The sequence below is a fragment of the Ruminococcus turbiniformis genome, assembly GCF_020687545.1.
In the GTDB taxonomy this organism is placed as follows: Bacteria; Bacillota; Clostridia; order Lachnospirales; family Lachnospiraceae; genus Mediterraneibacter; species Mediterraneibacter turbiniformis.
The window spans coordinates 25304-46357 of record NZ_JAJEQX010000029.1 but is presented as its reverse complement, the minus strand read 5'-3'; the positions used below and the strand labels follow the sequence as shown (position 1 = coordinate 46357).

At 45.1% G+C, this 21054-nt stretch carries 20 protein-coding genes and 1 pseudogene; 15 read left to right on the top strand and 6 right to left on the bottom strand.

Annotation, left to right across the window (positions count from 1 at the left end; all coding sequences use genetic code 11):
- Nucleotides 1-687: pseudogene (locus tag LKD70_RS14275) on the bottom strand (hypothetical protein); the annotation flags it as partial.
- Between the two features lie 133 nt (nt 688-820).
- Between LKD70_RS14275 and tnpA the strand changes: the two are divergent.
- The gene (tnpA, locus tag LKD70_RS18555) at nt 821-1096 is read left to right on the top strand and encodes an IS200/IS605 family transposase (RefSeq protein ID WP_265104880.1); all 276 of its coding nucleotides are present in this window, start codon (nt 821-823) and stop codon (nt 1094-1096) included.
- Nucleotides 1015-1311 carry a transposase gene (locus LKD70_RS18835; protein WP_407690978.1) on the top strand — a complete coding sequence of 99 codons (297 nt, stop codon included), beginning with the start codon at nt 1015-1017 and terminating at the stop codon, nt 1309-1311. Before tnpA ends, LKD70_RS18835 begins: the two co-directional genes overlap by 82 nt.
- A gap of 85 nt (nt 1312-1396) precedes the next feature.
- On the opposite strand, the gene LKD70_RS14265 is transcribed toward LKD70_RS18835, so the two are convergent.
- Entirely contained in the window at nt 1397-1645 is a 249-nt protein-coding gene (locus tag LKD70_RS14265) for a helix-turn-helix domain-containing protein (protein WP_227708598.1), read from the bottom strand.
- 306 nt (nt 1646-1951) lie between these two features.
- Between LKD70_RS14265 and LKD70_RS14260 the strand changes: the two genes are divergently transcribed.
- Entirely contained in the window at nt 1952-4609 is a 2658-nt protein-coding gene (locus LKD70_RS14260) for an Ig-like domain-containing protein (RefSeq protein ID WP_227708597.1), read from the top strand.
- A 223-nt stretch (nt 4610-4832) separates the two neighbouring features.
- Here the strand turns inward: LKD70_RS14260 and LKD70_RS14255 are convergent, their stop codons facing one another.
- A complete protein-coding gene (locus tag LKD70_RS14255; RefSeq protein WP_227708596.1) occupies nt 4833-5183 on the bottom strand; it encodes a hypothetical protein in 351 nt (116 codons plus the stop codon).
- Nucleotides 5184-5870: 687 nt separating this feature from the next.
- Here LKD70_RS14255 and LKD70_RS14250 point away from each other — a divergent pair.
- From LKD70_RS14250 to LKD70_RS14240, 3 genes are all read left to right on the top strand, one after another.
- Complete coding sequence (locus LKD70_RS14250; protein ID WP_227708595.1) at nt 5871-9305, top strand: SpaA isopeptide-forming pilin-related protein; 3435 nt, start codon at nt 5871-5873, stop codon at nt 9303-9305.
- Between the two features lie 238 nt (nt 9306-9543).
- Nucleotides 9544-9912: a nucleotidyltransferase family protein gene (locus tag LKD70_RS14245; protein ID WP_227708594.1), complete on the top strand. Its 369-nt coding sequence runs from the start codon at nt 9544-9546 to the stop codon at nt 9910-9912.
- On the top strand, nt 9903-10364 hold the full coding sequence (locus LKD70_RS14240) for a HEPN domain-containing protein (protein WP_227708593.1): 462 nt from the start codon (nt 9903-9905) through the stop codon (nt 10362-10364). Before LKD70_RS14245 ends, LKD70_RS14240 begins: the two co-directional genes overlap by 10 nt.
- Before the next feature lie 80 nt (nt 10365-10444).
- On the opposite strand, the gene LKD70_RS14235 is transcribed toward LKD70_RS14240, so the two are convergent.
- The 3 genes from LKD70_RS14235 to LKD70_RS14225 all read right to left on the bottom strand — a co-directional run bounded on the left by LKD70_RS14235 (nt 10445) and on the right by LKD70_RS14225 (nt 12561).
- On the bottom strand, nt 10445-10702 hold the full coding sequence (locus tag LKD70_RS14235) for a hypothetical protein (protein WP_227708592.1): 258 nt from the start codon (nt 10700-10702) through the stop codon (nt 10445-10447).
- Between the two features lie 100 nt (nt 10703-10802).
- Nucleotides 10803-11840, bottom strand: a complete 1038-nt coding sequence (locus LKD70_RS14230) for a 5' nucleotidase, NT5C type (RefSeq protein WP_227708591.1) — start codon at nt 11838-11840, stop codon at nt 10803-10805.
- A gap of 67 nt (nt 11841-11907) precedes the next feature.
- A complete protein-coding gene (locus tag LKD70_RS14225; protein WP_227708590.1) occupies nt 11908-12561 on the bottom strand; it encodes a hypothetical protein in 654 nt (217 codons plus the stop codon).
- A gap of 108 nt (nt 12562-12669) precedes the next feature.
- Here LKD70_RS14225 and LKD70_RS14220 point away from each other — a divergent pair, with 108 nt between their 5' ends.
- The 9 genes from LKD70_RS14220 (at nt 12670) to LKD70_RS14180 (ending at nt 20986) form a co-directional block, all read left to right on the top strand.
- Nucleotides 12670-13815: a macro domain-containing protein gene (locus tag LKD70_RS14220; protein WP_227708589.1), complete on the top strand. Its 1146-nt coding sequence runs from the start codon at nt 12670-12672 to the stop codon at nt 13813-13815.
- 233 nt (nt 13816-14048) lie between these two features.
- On the top strand, nt 14049-14459 hold the full coding sequence (locus LKD70_RS14215; RefSeq protein ID WP_227708588.1) for a ribonuclease Z: 411 nt from the start codon (nt 14049-14051) through the stop codon (nt 14457-14459).
- Nucleotides 14440-15405 carry a DNA/RNA non-specific endonuclease gene (locus tag LKD70_RS14210; RefSeq protein ID WP_227708587.1) on the top strand — a complete coding sequence of 322 codons (966 nt, stop codon included), beginning with the start codon at nt 14440-14442 and terminating at the stop codon, nt 15403-15405. The genes LKD70_RS14215 and LKD70_RS14210 overlap by 20 nt, the downstream gene beginning before the upstream one ends.
- A 25-nt stretch (nt 15406-15430) precedes the next feature.
- The gene (locus LKD70_RS14205) at nt 15431-16063 is read left to right on the top strand and encodes a hypothetical protein (protein WP_227708586.1); all 633 of its coding nucleotides are present in this window, start codon (nt 15431-15433) and stop codon (nt 16061-16063) included.
- Nucleotides 16064-16244: 181 nt separating this feature from the next.
- Complete coding sequence (locus LKD70_RS14200; RefSeq protein WP_227708585.1) at nt 16245-17123, top strand: Rpn family recombination-promoting nuclease/putative transposase; 879 nt, start codon at nt 16245-16247, stop codon at nt 17121-17123.
- A gap of 265 nt (nt 17124-17388) precedes the next feature.
- Nucleotides 17389-19179, top strand: a complete 1791-nt coding sequence (locus LKD70_RS14195) for a DUF4942 domain-containing protein (RefSeq protein WP_227708584.1) — start codon at nt 17389-17391, stop codon at nt 19177-19179.
- 642 nt (nt 19180-19821) lie between these two features.
- Nucleotides 19822-20358 (top strand): hypothetical protein, encoded by a 537-nt coding sequence (locus tag LKD70_RS14190; RefSeq protein WP_227708583.1) that lies wholly within the window; start codon nt 19822-19824, stop codon nt 20356-20358.
- A gap of 11 nt (nt 20359-20369) precedes the next feature.
- Nucleotides 20370-20582: a hypothetical protein gene (locus tag LKD70_RS14185; protein ID WP_227708582.1), complete on the top strand. Its 213-nt coding sequence runs from the start codon at nt 20370-20372 to the stop codon at nt 20580-20582.
- Nucleotides 20583-20740: 158 nt separating this feature from the next.
- Entirely contained in the window at nt 20741-20986 is a 246-nt protein-coding gene (locus tag LKD70_RS14180) for a hypothetical protein (RefSeq protein WP_227708581.1), read from the top strand.
- The last annotated feature ends 68 nt before the right edge of the window (nt 20987-21054 follow it).

Here is a 21054-nt window from a genome sequence, read left to right as displayed (position 1 = left end):
TCCTGGAATCAGGGATTCCTTTCCGAGGCATACAAACTGATCACAGTTTGCGAACCCCAGGTACAGCCGACCGCCGGCAGGCACCAGGCGGCAGACCTGGTTTGTGAAATGGGCGGTTGCCTCCCGCCCCCGAATGTACCCGGGGATCCGTGGTTTTGCCTGATACTTGCCGGGATGTTTTTTCCAGTCCTTAACAGATTTAAAATACGATTTCCAGGACGCCACAGTCTTCCGGATTGCCTGCTGGTTGACCTGGCTGGTGCAGCTATAGTAGGCAGCGTTTCCCGTATGCTTCAGGATGGCGTCCAGGGTTTCGTAATCCAAGAACCAGTCCTGCGCCGTTGGATAGGGAAAGCGTTTCCCGCATCCATCCAGCTTGGATTTTAAGAAAGCGTGCGCTTTCAGCCCGGTAAGCTTCCCCGAATTGATTTTCCGAATGGCGGAGAACACAGCTTTTTCATCCATAGCTTCCCTATGTGCATTGGCTTTCTGGATGCCGGTGAATACCAAATGCAGGGCCTCCGTTTCTGCATGCGTCCGTTCCTCCGGCGGTTTACGGAGCCCGGTCATTGTGTTACGGATCAGAAAGTTGGCCGTATTGCGCACAGCACGGCTTCCTGCCGCATTTTTCCCAAGATAAGGGGCGGCAGAATGATTGGGTTTGATGTCTACCATGACCGTGCGCATACGGATGGCCTCCTTTCTGACTGTCAAGTATTATTTATGGTTATGCTTGACTTCAATATGATTGTACCATAAAATCTAAGCATACACAAACATACGTTCGTTATTGATCGAAATATAAGAAATGAGGGAAACCATGGAATACAAGAAAACATTTCATTCTGTTTACAGCCTCACTTACCATATGGTTTTTGTCACGAAATACAGAAAGCCGGTCATCTCAAATGAAATCGGGGACTTTATGAAGGAGCAAGCTGCTTATCTTTGCGGAAGGTTTCGGGGGGAACTGGTATCTGCGGAAACGGATATGGATCACATCCATCTGCTGGTATCCCTTCCGCCAAGCACGACACCATCCGTTGTGGTCCGGACGCTGAAGACCCAGTTGTCACGCGAGGTACGGGAACAGTAACCAATCATGTAAAGAAATATCTTTACGGAGAAGACTGTCCTTTTTGGAGCAGCAGCTATTTTATTGCCACAACAGGCTCGGTGTCTATGGAAACGGTAAAAGCATATATAGATGGGCAGCGTACCGATACACACAAACGGAAATACGAGAAAATGGGACGATACAAAAAAAGCGGCTCCCGGAGGAGCCGTGGCAATTCATCCCCAGGCAACTAACGTTGGATGGGGTTTTCTTGCTAGTCCATTCATAATTTTGAGGAAGATGCAGGACTTTCCTGCTTCTTCTTGTTTCAGGGATGTTTTAGTTTTTTTCAAACATTAAAAGCTCAGTAACCGGGACATGGAAGACTTCTGCAAAGTATTGCAGTTCGAAATCTGCAACAACGCGGTCCCCGGACTCGATCCGGCTGATCGCCTTTTGGTTAACATTCAGCCCTTCCAGCTGCAGCAGAGCAGCCAAAGCTTCCTGTGAATAACCAGCATTTAATCTCAATTCTTTTATTTTTATCCCGGAAATATTACATCTGTTGTTTTGGCGGTGTATTTTCATTCAAAAACCTCCATCCCCCCGTTTATATCATCGAAAAAGAAATAATTAAATTGACGATAGCACACTAAACGAGATATAATTATCCATAAGATGACTAAAACGGGGACGAGAAGAAATATTTTTCTTCGTCCTCAAAAATTATGGTCATTTTCCTTGTGGTAATATGCAACCAGGAAGGAGGTACAATCAAAAGTATCCCATGGGGTACAAAAAACTATTCCGATTATCTGTAATATATGGAAAGAATGATTCGGAAAGTTTATAATGAATGTATTAAAAGAATAAGACAGGAGGTAAAAGAATCGAATGAAAAAGAAACTTGTGACTATGCTGCTCTGTTTTGTGACAGCCTGCACGGCTACCGTACCGGCAATGTCTATGGCTGCGCCGGGGGCCCAGGCTGAAGCGGCCGCACAGTGGCACTATGATGAAGACGGTTGGACGTATGAAAATGCATCCGGGCAGATGCTTGCAAACACATGGCAGTGCATTGACGGGAAATGGTACTATTTCGATGAGGACGGCTACATGGCTACCGGCTGGCGTACTGTCAACGGCGAAACCTATTACATGGATGCCTCGGGGGCGATGGCTACCGGGTGGCGTTACATCGACGGGAACTGGTATTATTTCAATGGCTCTGGCGCAATGACTACTGGATGGCAGTGGGACGGTAACGCATGGTACTATCTGGGCGGCCAGGGTGAAATGATCACGGGATGGTTTGAAGACGGAGATTTCATGTATTACCTTCATTCCAATGGCGCAATGGCAGTAGGCTGGACTCAGATTGACGGGCAGTGGTACTACTTCAATGGCTCCGGAGCGATGACCACCGGATGGCAGGCAGTCGGCGGGTACTGGTACTTCATGCATGACGATGGCGTGATGCACCAGGGCTGGCTGGATGATGGCGGCCGCACCTATTTCCTTAATGACCGCATGGTCACCGGTTGGTCGATGATCGATGGGCAGTGGCACTACTTCCGGGGTGACGGGAGTGAGTATGCAGGCGGATGGCTTCTGCTGAACGGGTCCTGGTTCTACCTCGGAGAGGATGGCGCGGCGTATACCGGCTGGCATGACATTAATGGGAAGACCTACTACTTTGACGCAAACTGCTACATGGTAACGGGCGACCAGAAGATTGATGGAACGACATATCGGTTTGACGAAAACGGGGCACTGGTAGGCGAAGTGAACAGCCCCGGCTGGAATTACAAAAATGATCACTGGTATTATTATAATGAAGATGGGGTAATGCTTACCGGCTGGCAGGTCATTGATGGCCACTGGTTCTACCTGCACGAGGACGGCGTGATGCATCAGGGCTGGCTGGACGATGGCGGCAACAGGTACTTCATGAACGACCGGATGATGACTGGATGGAAGCTGATCGACGGCGAGTGGTATTACTTTAATGCTTCCGGGGCAATGGAAACCGGCTGGCTTACTACCGATGGAGCGAAGTATTACCTGGATGAAGACGGCGTAATGGCAACAGGCTGGCTTGAGTATGATGGCTCCAAGTATTTCCTCAATGACCGGGCAGTGACCGGGTGGACGCTGATCGATGGCGAGTGGTATTACTTCAATGAGGCCGGCCAGATGCAGACATCGAAGTGGATCGACACATACTATTATGTCCAGGAAGACGGAACAATGGCGAAAGACGCGTGGATTGACGGCTGGTACGTTGATGAGAATGGAAGATGGGATGGCAATCCCCAGGTAACCGAGCCTGAAGAGATCCCGATGACCGGCATTTCCCTCAGCCAGACATCCTTGTCGTTTGTCGAGGGCGATCATGCCGTCCAGCTTGGGGTATCCTTTACTCCGGAAGATACAACAGACGCAAAGGATGTTGTATGGAGCAGCTCGAATGACCAGGTCGCATCCGTAGATTCAAACGGTACCGTCACTCCAGTAGGTGTGGGTACAGCAACCATTACAGCAACGTGCGGCGACTTATCTGCAACCTGTACGGTAACGGTATCGGCGAAGGAAATCGGCCTTGACTCAATTAGTCTGGATCAGACAGCAATGACCCTGACAGAGGGCGAGAGCGGAACGCTTACAGTTTCTTATAATCCGGCAGACACAACGGCGGACAGGACAGTCAGCTGGAGCACATCAGACAGTAAAGTGGCAACGGTAGATGACGGAAAAGTCACAGCCGTTGGAGCAGGAACCGCTACGATCACAGCGACCTGCAATGGTAAAACCGCAACATGTACGGTAACGGTAGAAGCGAAAGAGATCGCGCTTGATTCCATCAGCCTGGATCAGACGGAAATGACTCTGGTAGAAGGTGGCAGTGGGACACTGACAGTATCCTACAACCCGGAAGATACGACAGTCGATAAGACGGTCAGCTGGAGCACATCAGACAGTGCGGTAGCGACAGTTGAAGGTGGAAAAGTTACAGCCGTTGGAGCAGGAACCGCAACAATTACAGCGACCTGCAACGGTAAGACAGCAAGCTGTGTTGTCACAGTAGAGAAAAAAGAGATCCCCCTTATTTCAATCAGCGTTAGTCCGGACAATATTTCCCTTAATGTTGGGGAGAGACAGGAGCTTACTGTAACTTATAATCCTGTAGATACAACGGACCCGAAGGATATCACTTGGACATCCAATAATACGGAAGTCGCTACTGTAACAGACGGCGTGGTAACAGCGGTCGGCGAAGGCGCAACGATTATTACGGCAGACTGCAACGGAATCCGCTTCAGCTGTAGGGTACAGGTAACAGCACCGGTACATGAGCATGACTGGCAGCCGGTTTACGAGCTGCAGTGGCATAGCGTATGCAATTACTGTGACGAGATTATTGACGGGCAGACTTCAGAACATGCAGAAAAGCATGCGCTCGCTGGTGAACCTTTTGGTCACACTGACAAACAGGTAGAAGTCCTTGTGGGCTATGAGTGCTCCTGTGGTGCTACAAAAGGCGTTGAATAATTAATCATTGTATCTGGAAGCGGGCTCCTTATACCTCTTATTCAAAATCATTTTTCTTTTTCACCGCTTCCTTGTGGAAAGGGCCGGGAAACTGGCCCTTTTTGTTGTGTGAGGATAATTTGAGAATTCGGGCGTGCTTTCAAAAGTTGTAAAAGACACAGTGAACTACGCGACACTAAAGTACCGAGTAGTTCGCTGACAATAATATTGAAACTATCCTTTCTTAGCCTTCGGGGTTGCTATCTAACACTATGTCATATTTTTCTCCCTCTGTACCGCCCATAAGATCCGGACGACCGATTTCCCCGATCGCCTCCGTTGCCAAGAGCCTGATATCCCTGTACCATTGTTCGCAACGCGACAACTCCATTGATTCCATGTTCCCTTTCATCTCCTGATTGCAAGCCAGAAAAAACAGATCCGTAGCATGCTCTCTATACGTTTCTACTAACGCAATGATGTACTCAGCTTGCAGGTCGGATGGCGGCGTGCATAGGTATTCCATCCTGATATTTCTTAATGTAAAGTCAATTCTGCTTAATTCTTCTGAAACACAGTGTTTCAGTTCCAACATATTGGTTCCCTCCTATCCTTTCCTGGCACAAAAAAGGGCTTATGGTTTCGGAATGACCAGATACCGGAAAAAGAGATCCTGTGAAGAAAACCGTGATATCATCCCAGCTACCGATATATCTCCTGGCATTTTTGTCCGGAAGTCTCTGTACTCTGAGATTTCAAAATCCAGGGAAAACGGAAGCTCCGGATTCAGATGTTGCGGAAAGCTCCGGTAAAATGGGATCGAATCCCGCCAATTCCTGTTTCTGGCATCTGCTGCCGAGAGTCTGCCCCTGACTTCTGAAAAATGGATTCCCTGACGGAAATATAAATCAGTGAGCGCATCAGAAAATAAGTTTGTCCCTATGTGCGCATTTTCGAATCCACGGTAATCCCCAGCTGACTTCAATACCGCCAGGTTGTGGATATACACAATGTCCTCTTCTAAGCTATATTCCAAATGTCCGATTTCTCCTTTCGTGCTCGCACGCAAATGGTCGCAGAAAAGGGCCGGGAAACTGGCCCTTTTCCTTTTTCGGAAATCTCCACGGATCCGGATCCGTTTCGTATCTCCCTTTTGTCAGGTCGCATATCCCGTTTTTCTTGTGCCTGCCCCTTTACCCATATTATAAGGGACAAGGAGGTGCTGTTATGAAAGCAATATCAGGGATCAGAGGTCATCCCTAAGGAAGAAAGGACGGGAATTATGAAAAAAATAAAGAAAGTGATCATCAGCCTTTGCTTTATGTTCTCCGCAGTAATATCTGCAATAAGTTTTGGCCCGATGGAAGAGGTGAAAGCCGCGATACCGGACAGTGTGTATTCACAGCCATATACGGCTCCTTACTATGCCCCGCAGGGTGCACATACTGTGTACACTTCGACGGACTATGGCGGGAATGGTTGGCAGCAACTGGGTGGAAAATGGTTTTTCATGATGGATGCACATAACTATCTGGCAGACGGATGGTACTCTATTGGAGATTCTTGGTACTATTTTGATTCTGCAGGGTATTGTGTAACCGGCTGGGTAAGATACACGCCTGAGGTGCTTTGGGGAACATCCGCGGTTGATTCAATCGCATATTATGATCCGCAGACTTGTGCCATGGTCACGGGATTCCGGGAAATTGACGGGGTGCTGAGATATTTTGATTCCAGCGGTTATATGAAGAGTTTGATCTTCAGTGATCCTGATACGGGAGCCGCTCTTATGCGTAACGGTGAACGTTATGTATGTGATGCGATGGGAGTGTGTACAACCGTATCGAACCGATACAGCGGAAGTTATCCAAAAGCGACGGACGTGATTGAAAACATCAACGAGGATGATGTGATCAGCGGTGACTACGAGTTTTTTGCCGAAGTCGGGGACAATACAACGATGACGGTTTTCGGATTTTCCGAACCTTCGTACTTTAACTCGGGTGTATGGCCGGAGTATTACAGGGTGGAACACTGTATCGTGTCTGACGACAGCCTGAAAGGGAATATAGGTGCAGTATACACGAATGTGGGAACCTATAATGGACGTTCCATTGATGCGAAGTGTGTGATTACTGACTATAAGCTTTTTGGCGGATACTACGGGGGCACGGAATGGGGAACCATCGGCTTTGACCCTGAGATTATCGGTATCGCAATTAACGGCCTTGAGTGGGCGGAAATGGATATCCAGTTTATTGACCATGAAACCCAGCAGCCTGTCCAGGTGAAAGGCTATGCAACTGTGGCGGATATCGATGGACGGCAGGCAGTAGCAATTACTGGTGATTATGATAATTTATATGTTCCGGATGATTGTACTGCGCTCTATGCAGAGACAGATGAAGGCTATCCCGTATTTACAGATGATATCTTTAATTCTCATACCTATGAGAATGATATTACTGATACCGGCGGGCAGGTAATCGCTTATTACGACAGCACAAGTTTTACTTACCGCTTTTATCATACGGCTGCATGCTGGACATCAGACTACAATGGGAAAACGTTCTATGGTGGATACTCGGGAAGCCAGCCGAACTTTAGCGAAAGTGACATCAGAAGCAACCCATCCCTTGCAGCTTACAACTGGTCTGCGTTTACCAAGGCCAGAGTTGCGAGAGTAACTACCCCGCATCCGCCAACAAAGACGGTCACAGACACGGATGAGAAGGATGTACAGGCTAATACGCTGAGCGGAATGGATGAAACCTATACTTACAAGATTTCAGAGAACGTTCCTCTTCAGTCGCAGGAACGCTTCTATTATACGTCTTATCAGATCAGGGACGAACTGGAGCCATGTCTGGAGTACCTAGATGCGAGCGTGGTCGATGATGCAGGAAATGACATGTCAAGCCTGTTCCGAATTCAGCATTCGGGGAATACCGTAACGTTCTCGTGCATTAATCCACAGAACTCTAACTTCTATGGTAAGACTTATCATTATCTGATCCAGGTCCAGATTGACCCGGATGCCGACCTTTCTGCTTATGAGTCTAACGGCTCTTATGTAATCCCGAATACGGGAGAACTGATTGTAAGGTCGAATTACGAGAATGAAACGTATGAAACCAATGAAGTGACTACAACTGTAACACCACCGGAAACTCCGAAGATCACGATCAACCTTACAAAGGTAAGTGGTGACACGAGCATTACGGATGGGAATGCAAACTATAGTCTGGAGGGTGCGGTTTATACCGTGTACAGCGACGAAGCATGCGAGAACTCTGTAGGTACGATCACAACCAACGCAAGCGGCCAGGGCAGCATTAGCGGCCTTCAGGCAGGACAGTACTGGGTGAAGGAAACGACAGCATCGCCGGGGTATGGCTTAGATACAAATGCTTATCCGATTGATGCCAGGAATGCAACGAACGGTCAGACATATACTGTGAACTCAACAGAGATTCCTGTTCTTGACCCGACAGGGGTTCTTCTTAAAAAGGTAGATGCAGCAACAGGAGAGGCGGGATCCATGGCAGGGGCTCAGTTCCGAGTATGTTACTACACGCAGATCATGGATACCGATCCGGGTGCAGCAGGACAGACACCTGCAAGGACATGGGTATTTGAGACAAATGAAAATGGGTTCTTAAACTATGATGATGAATTTCTGATCAGTGGTGATCCGTTATTTACTTCTCCTGGAACAAATGAGTATTCATTACCCTACGGCACTCTGACCTTTGAAGAGATCAAGGCCCCGGAAGGTTACCTGATCAACCCGGAAATCATTGTCCAGCCAGTTACAACTTCAGGAACATCCGGAAGTATTGTTTACCAGGAACCGACTCAGCAGGAGCAGCCGTTGGCACTGAGGCTTTTAAAGCTGGCAGAAGAGACAGGCGATCCTGTATCCGGAGTTGTATTTACGCACACTGATCCGGACGGCAACACGAGAAACTATACAACTGGCAGCGACGGACGATTCACGATCAATAACCTGGCTTATGGTGATCACAAGCTTGTGGAAACTGCAACGGTGGATGGCTTAGAACTGAACACCCATGAGATTACCTTTACGGTGGCAGAGAATAACGCAATTACGATTACATCCGGTTCTGCAGAGGCAACGGAAAAGAATGGTGCAGTAACAGTAGCTGTAGCGAGTGATGGCTGCATCGATGTAACTATGGAAAATAAAGAAAAAGTAGTGAACTTCGATATCCTTGTCAATAAAACTAATGAAAACGGCACCGTTTTAGAGAATGCGGAATTCACACTTTATTCTGATGCGGGACTTACAAATGTGGTTGCGTCAGGAAAAACAGATGCGGACGGTGAGTTGTCATTTGATAAGCTGGAACTCGATACAGATTACTATCTGGTAGAGACAGCAGCACCGGATGGCTATAAGCTCCCGGTAAATGATGATGGTTCTCCTGTCGTTTACAAAACAAGAGTAGTGCAGAATGCAAACCGCACTTGTACGCTCTATGTGAATGACAAGGCATACACATCAGGAAGTGGACAATTCAATATTTCCGCTACTGGAGATTCCGTTCATGCAGAGATGACGATTATCAATCAGATGGGATATCAGCTGCCATCAACAGGATCCAATATGACGATCTTTATGGTTGGCGCAGGTGGAATGATTACCGGCCTGGCACTGTTATACATCGTGTTCAGACGGAGAAAAGCTGAATAATTTATAAGAAGGACGGCATGGCTTCGGTTATGCCGTCCTTTTAAGCTTTCATCTCGGCAATGAATTGCCGAGGATTCCCGCTTATTGTCCTAAATATAGGGATCAGAATCTTTTGGATCTTGCAAAACGAATGATGCCAGATTTTTTGTAGGGAAAATCAGCCAGAAAAAATGATACTATTAACAAGATGTGTTATACTAATAAGGGATAGATTATATAGAAAAGGCGGTGAGTGATTATGATTATAGGCAAAAGAGAAAGCCGAAAGGTTCAAAAAGTCTACAGCCGTCGCAGCAATGAAGCAATACAGTATGCGCTTAAGACTATAGGAAAATCAGAAATCGCACCGTTTGTGAAGGCTGTTTATTTGTATGGAAGCTGCGCAAGACAAGAACAATCATACGGAAGTGATGTAGACCTTCTTTTGGAATTGGTTCCTAATTATGAAATTAACACCAAGCATGTAGTGAGCTTAAAATCAGAACTGAATAAAAATAATAAATTGCCAGATATTGAAGTCAAAATTGTAATCGGAAGCGATTGGCATAATGACCAAGGCTTATTTTACAAAAATATCCAGAAGGAGGGGATTAAACTGTGGGGTTAAATAATTATTATGACTTTGCTGAAAATGATTATCAATTCTTTAATCAATCTTATACAATGGGGATTAAAGCCCCAGCACAGGCAGCATTGGGGCAAAGCATTTGCGAAAGATATCTAAAACATATTATTAGCGAATACGCTAATCCGGAAACTGATTCGGAATTTTATAAGAAAGAATCCGTTCTGCGCACTCATAGTCTGCATAAATTAACTACATATTTGCAGGATGATATGGGAATAGAGATTCCAGATCGAATACTGGATGAGCTGGGGAGAATTGATGGCTTTTATTTTACAACAAGATATCCTGGGGACGATAGTTTCATAGCGACAGAAAGAGACATTGATACTGCTAGAAGCGCGGTTGAATATGCACGAACTTTCACTTTGGGTATCATACGGCAAATGGAGCATGAGGAGCCTTCTGCCAGCGAGGATGAGCCGGAGCTGTAAACACTAAAAAATGTAGAAGAAAAGGATAAGAAAAGGAGCCACAAACGGCTCCTTTTTCTGTACGTTAAGCATCAGGTTTTCTAATATCTTGGTTCCGTGATGCCACGGAAGCAGACACCAAAAGATAGTCCATTTCTGACTTCTTCGTGCCAGTCACATTGGCTAGTTGGATTGTCATCTGCATGTAAGCATTCATCGCAAAGCATCATCTGTCCGCCGCAATGTTTGCACTGAACAATGTAGCCCTGCTTTTCCACATCATAATTGGGAAATACATTCTCCTGCATACAATAGGGACAAGCCTCAACAGCTTCCGTAATTACAATCTCTTTTGCCATGATCATTCCTCCTCTTTTTTGTTTATGTGAAAAAGTGGAAAAATCGAGATAATTAGAAACAGCCGGCACTGGGAAATGATCCCTACCGGCTGTTTGGTTATTACAAGGAAACTTCAGAGTCGGCAGTCAGAGTAATGTCGCAGAAACGTTCATTTCGTGCTTCGAGATCCAGGGAAGCGATCCTGCGTACCATCTCGTTAACCGAAAGATCCCTGGACAGTATATCCCGAATGCAATCTTCACGTGGTGCATCAACATATACTGAAATAGGGCAGAACTCGGATTTCATCGCAACCATCCCGTTAATATCCATGATCAATAAAGGGATATTCCCTTCCGCTATTTCAGCAGCAATATCAGGTTTGTAAGTCCCGAACCGATGGCCCATGTAACAGCTTGTTTCAAAAAACTCATCTGCCTTAGTAGCAAATTTTTTTTCACTCAGATGAATATAGCCCATTCCACCTGGCTTTGTCGTATATGTAGTGACCCTACGAATTCTGGGATTCCTTTTTAATAGGTTATCCGCAAGCTTCTTTTTCCCAGATCCGCTTGGACCGACAAGGACAATGGAATCGTACTTGTCTGGTTTTTTTATCCCCATTCCGTTCTGTACCATCTGCACCAGGGTCAGGAATTCATCATACCGGGAAACGGAATATAATCCAGTTTTTCCGTAGTTCCATGGCTGCCGGAAGAGAACTGGATATTCGACATCCGTAGCTTTTTCCAGGTTGTGTGGGGCATCATCCAACATCATATCAGCCTTCAGCAGATCCTTCCTACCGCCGATCAGGATGTTTGACGGCTGGATCCATGGAAAATTCTCTATTAGAGCATCCATGCGCGCGCCGGCACATTTTGCCGGCACATTTGTAACTACGAGCAGTTCAGCAATCTCTGAAAGCTTTTTGACAAATTCCCGGGCCCCGGGGAATAATGGGAGCTTCCGTACCCATGAAGGCTCATTGAAAAAATTCAACCTTTCATCAAGGGCATTTCCCATAGGCCCCCACCGTGTAATATCAGATACTTTGAAATTTGTGCCAAAAGATCTGTTCAGGTCCCGAACCGCTGTTCCATTGCAGTCAAATAGCACATCGTCTGCATCCAAAATAATTTGAAACTGTTTCCTCATGTTTTGTTCCTCCTTTTTTCTGAAATCAACAGTAAAATGGTGGAAGATACAAAAAATCATCTTCGGTTTATGGACGCAAGGCAAGCCCTTCCTCAATAATAGACAGACGTGGCTCGGATTTGTGGTCCAGACAGACCCCATTCAGGAAGGCCCCGTTCTCTGAGAGCTCGTCGTATAGCCCGTGCTCCATCAGAAGTTCTTTGATTGATTCCTCTGCGAATTCAAGCTGGGAGTAAAGTTCTTTTGGAAGGTATTCCTTTGCCATATAGAACATCGCAACTGCCCGGCAGACATCATGCCGGTAGTTAATATACCTCTGAATATCTTTTGTCGGAAGATTGAATATAGTTCCCTTGACATAGATGTTGGGATATTTTTCCCAGAAGTATTTGAGGAAGCGCTGCATAAATAAGGATAGAACATAATCCGCACAGTCCCCCATCTGAAATGCGTTATATAGATCCGCTACATCACGGAAGATTATGCTAGCTTCATCAACACCTGCATATATGATGCAAGTAGACTGGATATCCTCTGCTACATTGTAAGCGCAGTCTGCCATGATCCGGTAGATAGGGTCTTTATCCATGAGTTTGTAATCCTTATGGTTCTTGGTGATACCCTGACAATCCAGGAAAATAACAGTTGCCTTGCCCTGGTCCAGGCGGTGGAAGTTTTGCTCTTTGAGTTCGAATAAATCACTATATTGTTCAAATGCCATCAATTTGTCCTCCTTTATATTTTCTTTAATATGGAGAAAAAAGGAAGCGGAATGTATTTTCTGGAAATTAAGCATATTACTGGAAACAATTAAAGGAGGAACAAACATATGATCAGAGAAGTGAAAAAGAATTTGCTGGACACGGAAAGCGGTATTATCGCCCATCAGGTGAACTGCAAAGGGATAATGGGGGCTGGCGTCGCAAAACAGATCAGAAACCGACTGCTTACATCGGGGCAGTATAGCTCTTATAAGGCTATTTGTGAAAATGCAATGCCAGAGACCCTGCTTGGGACATCTATCTTTTTCAGATGCAACCAGGCGGCTGATTTGGTTATTGCCAATATGTTCGCGGAAAATATCCCTACAGGGAGAAACCTTGACACGGATTATGACGCCCTGAAAGCATGCCTTTTAGGCGTGAAACATTATGGCCGATCAAAACATCTGCCAATTGCAATTCCCGGCTACCTGGGATGCGGGCTTGCAGGAGGAGACTGGAGATATGTATTTAAGCATATCATTACCCCTATCTTCAAGGACTATCCATATGGCTTAACAATCTGCTATCTCCCGGGAAGTATAAAGCAGCTCTGGGAAGAGTTTGGCAATGTCCCGATGGACCCTGAAACAGAGTGCATCGAAGAAGAGTGGCATGGTTTTCCGGAAGGAACACACAGGGAAGAGATTTGGCATTGGTTTGAGGAATCATTCCAGGTAAGCGTGGCAAAAGACCTGATGGGGCAGGATAACCGGAAGCAGCAGGATGCCCCGAAAAAGAGCCTTGGCAAGAGAGTGTATGATAACCGTTACCTTGAATCACTTCTTACAGGGGTTGTCTCTTGTCTTTCCAAAAAGGATTCTGGCATCAGTACATTGACAGAAATTGGGTTTACCCCGGAGGATATGGAGTATTTTGGCTTGCCGGCTGATCGGATCCCTCAGAATACGATGGTAACATATCTTTACCGTGATCGTGATAATCACAAAATATTCAGTCGTGCTATTGTGCCAGGTACATTAAACGAAAAAGAAAAAAAAGAAATCTGGGAATCTACTGAAGAAGGGGAATTCCTTCCAGGACAGGTGGGTCTCCCTGATGATAACCGATATTCTGGTACAGAAGCCGACGGGCCATGGTTTGAGCTTATGGAGGTTACAGAAACAGGACAGAGGCCAACACAGGTATTAACCGCTGCCGGCCTGCTGAGGAATTTCCGGAAAGCTGCAAATCATTGGGATGTACAAGATTAGGCGATTCTCTGACAGTTAAAACAGGAGTTTTTATAGCTCCTGTTTTTTTACAGCAAAAAAACAACACAAAAGTGTATTTGCATTGGATTTTGAGGATAAAAATAAGCGCATGCTATATAATGTTTGTGTGGAAGCCCCTGTGAGCAAATTGCTGATGAGCTTAATATGTAATACAATGCTATTAGAAAACAAATATTTGGCAAAAAGCCAACGGTGGTAAAGGAGGGTATTTTTTGAATATAATCATATGTGTAGATAACCGATTGGGAACAGGCTTTAATGGCCGGCGTCAGAGTAGGGACAGGATACTTTATGAAAAAATACTGAAAAAAGTAAACGGGAAGCTGGTTGTTTCCCCTTATTCAGCGCCACTGTTCGACCCATCAAAAATCAGAGTTGAGGATGATCCGGTCCATGGGACAGGGGCAGGGGAGTGGTGTTTCCTGGAAAATGTCTCTTTGCATGAAATAGAAGACAGGATAGAAAAACTGCTTATCTGCCGGTGGAATCGGGACTATCCTGCTGACATATATCTTGATGTTACCCTGGACAAATGGAAACGGGAAAGCACAGCAGAATTTTCCGGCAATTCACACAAAGAAATCACGATGGAGATATGGGAAAATGAGAAAATGTATCAGTAAGGTTGCAGCACTGTGGCTTGCACTTATGCTGTCAATTTCACTTGCAGCATGTTCGGGGGAGGAAGCTGTTGTCTCACAGGTGGCAGAATCCCAGGAAGAACCGGCTGCAAGTGCCACGGAAAGCACGGAAACGGAAAATGAGGGACCCGGTTCGGATGATCCATCCATGTTGCTTGAAGACATCCCAGCCTACGATTCATCCCCATATGTAGAGATCAATGGAAATATTCCAGTTTTCGACGAGGCAGACAAGACAACAGAAGCCTTCGAAACCTATAGTGATTTGGATAGCCTGGGGCGGTGCGGTGCCGCTTATGCAAATATCTGTATAGAGCTGATGCCGACAGAGGATCGGGAGGACATCAATTCTGTGACGCCCACAGGATGGGTGCAGAATGAGTATGACTTTGTTGACGGCGGTTACCTGTACAACCGCTGCCATTTGATCGGTCACCAGCTTGCGGGGGAGGATGCCAACGAGAAGAACCTGATAACAGGCACCCGATATATGAACGTCCAGGGAATGCTCCCATTCGAAAACATGGTGGCAGACTATGTTACAGAGATGGGAAACCATGTTCTTTACCGTGTAACACCGGTCTATGATGGAAGTAATCTTGTCGCGTCCGGCGTTCAGATGGAGGCATGGTCGGTTGAGGACGAAGGGGATGGGATCTGCTTCAATGTATATTGCTACAATGTGCAGCCTGGGGTTGAAATTAATTATGTAACAGGCGAAAATTGGCCAACCAGCAGTGGAACTGATACTGCCTCCAATGAGACAGAAGAGAATACCTATATTCTGAATACAAACACAATGAAATTCCATTTACCGGACTGCTCCAGCGTCTCAGATATGTCAGAGGACAATAAGGAGACTTACACCGGCAGTCGTGATGACCTTATCAATGAGGGATACGAACCTTGTGGGCGCTGCAATCCATAAGAAGAAAAGAGGAAGGAAAATTTCAATGGTAATTGATCACAATGGGAAAGCGTATAGTGATGAAAAGAAAATGTGCGAGGCGTGGGAAATTAATTATTCTGCCTATCAGGCACGGAGAAAACGTGGATGGAGCTTAAAAGATGCCTTGACCTTGAAATCCCAAAAGCCAGATAACATGCAGAATGTAATCCAGATTGTAGAACAGTATGAGCCGGAGGACGTACTCCGGGCATTAGAAGAATACGAGAAAAATCATGGAAAGCTAAGACCTCGAAAGAATAGGAGTGTGGAAACTCCAGGAAATCGAGATAATTATGTATACGATCACGAAGGACATTTTTTTAGAAATAAAAGGGAGATGTGTGATTACTGGAAAATCCCGTTTTCCGTATTCCATAATCGTGACATAGACGGCTGGCCATATTGCTACTCCCTAACTTACCCGAAAGGCGGTCCTTATGTTTTTGCGGATCACGAAAACCGTGAATTTAAGTCAATCGGAAAAATGTGTAAATTTCATGGAATTGGGAAATATGAGTTTGCACAGAGAATGAATGATGGTTGGAGCCTTAAGGATGCCTTGACGCTGCCAGCAGGATCCAAAAAACAAAGTAGAACCCAGAAAAACAAATCAAATCCCGTATCTAAGAAGGAATAAGTGGATTTTGGGATAAGGTATGAAAGTTGACAGCCAAAAAAACTCATATTATAATGAAATCGACGAAAAACAGGAGACAATAATAAGGATCAGCTAGAGCTGTCCCGCGAAAATCCCAGGGACAGCAATTCGCTTTCCCTGTTTATTTATATAGAAAAATCAAGGAAAGCGAGGTGAAGCTATGGGACAGAAAGATATCGCAGAGAAGATCCTGGAAGATTATAATGACGTCTTTGCTGACATTGTTAATGGCTTGCTGTTCCACGGAAAAGTAACTGTTCGGGAGAATGAGTTGGAGAATATAGGCACCAAATCTCAGTACAAAGCAGATACTTCCAAGCTCCATGAGCAGGAGCGGGACGTAGCAAAGTTTTGGGAAAAAGGGAAAACCTGTTTCGCACTCTTTGGCTTGGAAAACCAAACGGCAGTTGATCGGGATATGCCGCTGCGTATTTTGTCATACGATGGCGCGTCATACCGTTCACAGATCGCCAAAAAGAAAGATGGGATCAGGTATCCGGTGATCACATTGGTCCTGTATTATGGCAACAGTCCATGGACCGGGCCAAAATCGCTCCGTGATTGCTTGGAAATTCCGGAAGAGCTGCAGGAATATGTAAACGACTACAATATTCATGTAGTAGACATCCCGTTCCTGACAGAAAATCAGGTCAGTAATTTCCGCAGCGATTTTCAGGTGATTGCAGACTATTTTTCTCAACTGCAAAGGACGGGAGAGTACGTTCCTAGCCGGAAGGAATTGGTACACTCGGATGCTGTCCTGAAATTTTTCGATGTTTTCACTGGCGATAACAGATTCTTAGCGGCAGCAGTTTCAGCCCGAGAAGATGGGAAGGAGGTCAAAAACATGTGTGATGTATTAGACCGTGTGGAAAACAAAGGCCGTGCAGCAGGCGAATTGAAGGGCCGTCTTGAAAAAGGAATTCAAGTTTACTTGAATATGATTAGTAGAGGCTTTTCTCCATCGGATGCACAGTCAATTGCGGACTTAACAGATGAAGAAGTTGCGCAGGCCAAATCCCAGGTTAAACAAAGCTGATCGTGAATGACAGGGCACCTTGGGTGTCCTTTTTTCTTATATGTAAAAATTTGACAAATTGATGGTAGAATGATAACATATAAATAGTGGTTATTTCTTATCAGGAATCTGATTTGGAAGAACTTAAAAAATGAAGGAGTTGCCGCTCCTTCATTTTTTTGTAAATTCAGCACATAACAATACAGCTCTCCGCTATTGAATGTAAAAACAATATTGTCCCCTATTTTCCATATTCCCTCTGAATTCGAAAAAAGGAGGAAACAAAATGGATGTAAGAACACTTTGCTGTAACAATGGAGGATCTGGCTTTTATCCAACACCAAAGGAAGTCGCACGGAGGATGCTTGGTAAGGTGAAATTCAAAGGAGTTTATCATGTTCTTGAGCCGTCAGCTGGAAAAGGTGATCTGGCAGTTGAAATACTGAAGACTATGAACGAGAAAAGGAAATTTACTAACTGGACACTTGAGCTTGTAGAGATCGATCCGAATCTGCGAGGGATCCTGAAAAATCTTTTTACAGAAGAAGGGATCAAAGAATCTGAGTCAAAACTTTTGGAGGAATTGGACCAGATTAAAAAGATGGGGAACGAAAAATACGATAACCCGGAAGTTTTAAACCGCTATGTGGAACTTTCTAATGAGGCAGCCAAATTGGATAATACCGATTTGGTCCGGGTCGTCCATGATGACTTTCTGACCTATAGTCCTGCTTTCGGTTATGATTTAATTGTTATGAACCCACCCTTTGATCGAGGCGCAGCTCATCTTCTTCATGCAGTCAGCATTCTTCAGTACATGGGTGGGCAGATTGTTTGCCTGCTGAATGCGGAGACGATCCGAAACCCATACAGCCAGGAAAGAAAGGATCTGGAAAAGGTCTTAGAGAAGTATGATGCGGAGGTCGAGTACCTTCCTGGCGCATTCCTGCATGCAGAGAGGCAGACGGATGTCGAGGCAGCGATTGTCTACATAAATATCCAGCGTCAGGAAATGAAAAGCCGAATTTTTGATCGTCTGGAGAAGGCACAGGAGGAAAAGCTCAAACAGGACAATGATTATGCAGAACTTGTCTCCTCAGATCCAATTGAGGCAGCCATAGCAATGTATAACATGGAGGTTACTGCGTCGAGAGAACTGATTACAGAATTCTGGGCAATGGAACGATACCTGAACAAGGCATTCAATGGGAAAAACAAAGTCGTCTTAGAACTGGCCATAGCCAAGGGCGGTGCGCAGATAAAGAATTTCAGCGTTGAAGATTATTTGAAAGGCGTTCGTATGAAATATTGGGAGGCCCTTCTTGAAAATAAGCAGTTTATCGGACTTTTGACCAGTAAACTGCAGAGCAAGTACCGTAACATGCTCAATGAACTGGCAGACTATGAGTTTTCCCGCTACAACATTGACCGGGTAAAGACTGAAATGATGTCTGAGTTGGTTAGTGGAGCAAAGGAATGCATTATGGAACTCTTTGATAAACTCACTGTGTACCATGCGTTTAATGATTCTGTGGAAAACGGGAATGTACATTACTATAATGGATGGAAGACCAACAAAGCCTATAAGCTTGACAGGAAGTGTATTATCCCTGGATACAGCATCTGGTCACAATGGGGCAACCATTTTGACATGTATGCGATCTATGCTCTTTTATCAGACATGGAAAAAGCATTAAACTATCTGGATGGTGGCATGACACAACAGGTGGATCTGGAATCTACTCTGAAGGCTGCACTTGATGCTGACAAGACCCGTAATATCCCGTTCAAATATTTCGATATCTCTTTGTACAAGAAAGGTACTGTGCATATCACATTCCGCTGTCAGGAGCTGTTTGACCGGTTTAACATTTTTGCAGCACAGAACCGTGGGTGGCTGCCGCCGGCATATGGGAAAGCGAAGTATGAGGAAATGTCCCGGGAAGAGCAGGAAGTAATCGATTCCTTCCAGGGAAAAGAAGAATATGCAAAAGTTCTGGCACAGCCTCAGAAGTACCTGTTTTCGGAAAAACAGATCCTGATGCTCCCGGGACAGGAGTCAGAAATGACAGCATAACATTCATAAAAAAAGGACCAGAAATGGTCCTTTTTTTAGATACTGCATAAAAGGTGGTTGATATCTGAAATGGCCGCTATATAAACAGGGTTTTTCGCTGAAACAAAATCCATAACGCATGATATCCCCGTTCTTATAGAGTGGGGATCAGAGAGACAAACTTTTTACAACTTGTGAAAAAATGAGCCATATCTGGATAGGAGATACAGCTCAAAAAATAAAAGGAAAATGAAATGGGACATTTTCCTTGCATGGTTTATCTTAACAAAAAAAGGGAAAAAGTCAAGCCCTCCAGGCAAGATGGATTCTACCATATTATAAATGAGCGGGACGGTTCCCCTCTCCCCCGCTCATGAAACGGGTGTTCAGATATATACTGATACACATGATTGCCGTTCCCGTTTCCGGCATATATATTTCCTTATGTTATAGGGCTGCCGCAAATAGCGACAGCCCTAAATTCAGGCGACAGAAACTTTTTCTTTCGATCGTATTTGGATTGCATGCTGCTGGAAACGTTTAATGAACTCAGAAGCCGCTTTGTTCCGGATCGGCTGGTTGTAAGCAGTGAAAGCTGCTCGAAATTTTTAATCTATCGTTTTCGCCATTTTTGTCATGAATACAAAAAAGGAGGAAGACACTATGGTAAAAAAATTTGTAATTTGGGATTCACAGATCGACCTGGAGGAAGATGGTTGGAAGTCATTCTTGGCAGAGGATAAGGAATTACATCCGGATTTTTACGAGGGACGCAACCCAGAGGAGGCTGCATATGAAGCTGCACACGAAGCCAATGAGATGTATTTGGAAGATGAACGGGTAAATTTAGATATCGAGCTTAAGAACCCGATCCTTGTCATCGCTGACTTGGGATTGTGGAATGGGCGGAAAAAGGGATATAAAATTATCGAATCTGGTAATATTAAAGATATTTTTCAGTCCACTGTAAATGGGCAGAGCGAGTGTAAATGGTACTGCAATGGCCTCGACATCATCGGCGAAGAAACCCATCACGATGGAACAAACTACTATATGTACCGGGAAATAAAGGACATGGATAATATTGAAAAATTTACGACCCGTGTCTACTATGGTGATGCAATTCCCCGCAGCACGGTCAACAAGTACACCAGGTCGCTGGCAAAAGATGTGGCCCGCATATACGGGCATTGTGCTTAGGAGGTGAGGCTGTGAAGAAGTGTGTATGTGGAAACACCACTTTTTATGCTCACCAGGTTTGCCGGCTGGACATTGTTGTTGACGGAGACAATGAATTTGTCCGTAACGCTTTTGCTACAGCTGATGCCAGCATTTACGATTCTGGAAATCCATATGGTCCGTATACATGTACAAGCTGCAATCGGGAGTATGGGGACTGGGATGACATCCCGGACATCCAGTAAATATACAATAGTCGTTTGTAAGGATTCCAAATACAAAAATCAGACAAAAGAGGATGCAAGTGCGTCCTTTTTTGTTTCTTCGTAACATGACTCTTAAGCTGGAATAATAGCAGGAAATTTGGTATAATGCCAAAGAATTCATGAAGGGAGGGGCATTTATGGTTAGAACTATGGACTTTACGACTGAAAATCCGGATTGCTGCAAAGTGGGAGATTATCTGGAAGTAACGGAGCAAAAGCTCCCTACATCTTATTGGTACCTGCTCGAACATTCCTGGGGAGCAAGTGGAAATTTCTCTTTAAGAGAACGCTTAATGACAAGGAGAGGGAAGGTCATAAGGATATGGGCGGATGATCGGTTTAAATACCTCACGTTAGAATTTGACGAGCCCGAAATCGATTAAAAAATAGCTGTATTTGGGGTGTGATAATACGGCTAATCGTAGAAAGACTGATGAAATTTTTTTCCATC

What these genes read in the sequence shown, in the direction of transcription:
- tnpA (WP_265104880.1), top strand. Translation starts at nt 821, where the DNA reads ATGGAATACAAGAAAACATTTCATTCTGTTTACAGCCTCACTTACCAT.
- LKD70_RS14265 (WP_227708598.1), bottom strand. Translation starts at nt 1,645, where the DNA reads ATGAAAATACACCGCCAAAACAACAGATGTAATATTTCCGGGATAAAA.
- LKD70_RS14260 (WP_227708597.1), top strand. Translation starts at nt 1,952, where the DNA reads ATGAAAAAGAAACTTGTGACTATGCTGCTCTGTTTTGTGACAGCCTGC.
- LKD70_RS14255 (WP_227708596.1), bottom strand. Translation starts at nt 5,183, where the DNA reads ATGTTGGAACTGAAACACTGTGTTTCAGAAGAATTAAGCAGAATTGAC.
- LKD70_RS14250 (WP_227708595.1), top strand. Translation starts at nt 5,871, where the DNA reads ATGAAAAAAATAAAGAAAGTGATCATCAGCCTTTGCTTTATGTTCTCC.
- LKD70_RS14245 (WP_227708594.1), top strand. Translation starts at nt 9,544, where the DNA reads ATGATTATAGGCAAAAGAGAAAGCCGAAAGGTTCAAAAAGTCTACAGC.
- LKD70_RS14235 (WP_227708592.1), bottom strand. Translation starts at nt 10,702, where the DNA reads ATGGCAAAAGAGATTGTAATTACGGAAGCTGTTGAGGCTTGTCCCTAT.
- LKD70_RS14230 (WP_227708591.1), bottom strand. Translation starts at nt 11,840, where the DNA reads ATGAGGAAACAGTTTCAAATTATTTTGGATGCAGACGATGTGCTATTT.
- LKD70_RS14225 (WP_227708590.1), bottom strand. Translation starts at nt 12,561, where the DNA reads ATGGCATTTGAACAATATAGTGATTTATTCGAACTCAAAGAGCAAAAC.
- LKD70_RS14220 (WP_227708589.1), top strand. Translation starts at nt 12,670, where the DNA reads ATGATCAGAGAAGTGAAAAAGAATTTGCTGGACACGGAAAGCGGTATT.
- LKD70_RS14210 (WP_227708587.1), top strand. Translation starts at nt 14,440, where the DNA reads ATGAGAAAATGTATCAGTAAGGTTGCAGCACTGTGGCTTGCACTTATG.
- LKD70_RS14205 (WP_227708586.1), top strand. Translation starts at nt 15,431, where the DNA reads ATGGTAATTGATCACAATGGGAAAGCGTATAGTGATGAAAAGAAAATG.
- LKD70_RS14200 (WP_227708585.1), top strand. Translation starts at nt 16,245, where the DNA reads ATGGGACAGAAAGATATCGCAGAGAAGATCCTGGAAGATTATAATGAC.
- LKD70_RS14195 (WP_227708584.1), top strand. Translation starts at nt 17,389, where the DNA reads ATGGATGTAAGAACACTTTGCTGTAACAATGGAGGATCTGGCTTTTAT.
- LKD70_RS14190 (WP_227708583.1), top strand. Translation starts at nt 19,822, where the DNA reads ATGGTAAAAAAATTTGTAATTTGGGATTCACAGATCGACCTGGAGGAA.
- LKD70_RS14180 (WP_227708581.1), top strand. Translation starts at nt 20,741, where the DNA reads ATGGTTAGAACTATGGACTTTACGACTGAAAATCCGGATTGCTGCAAA.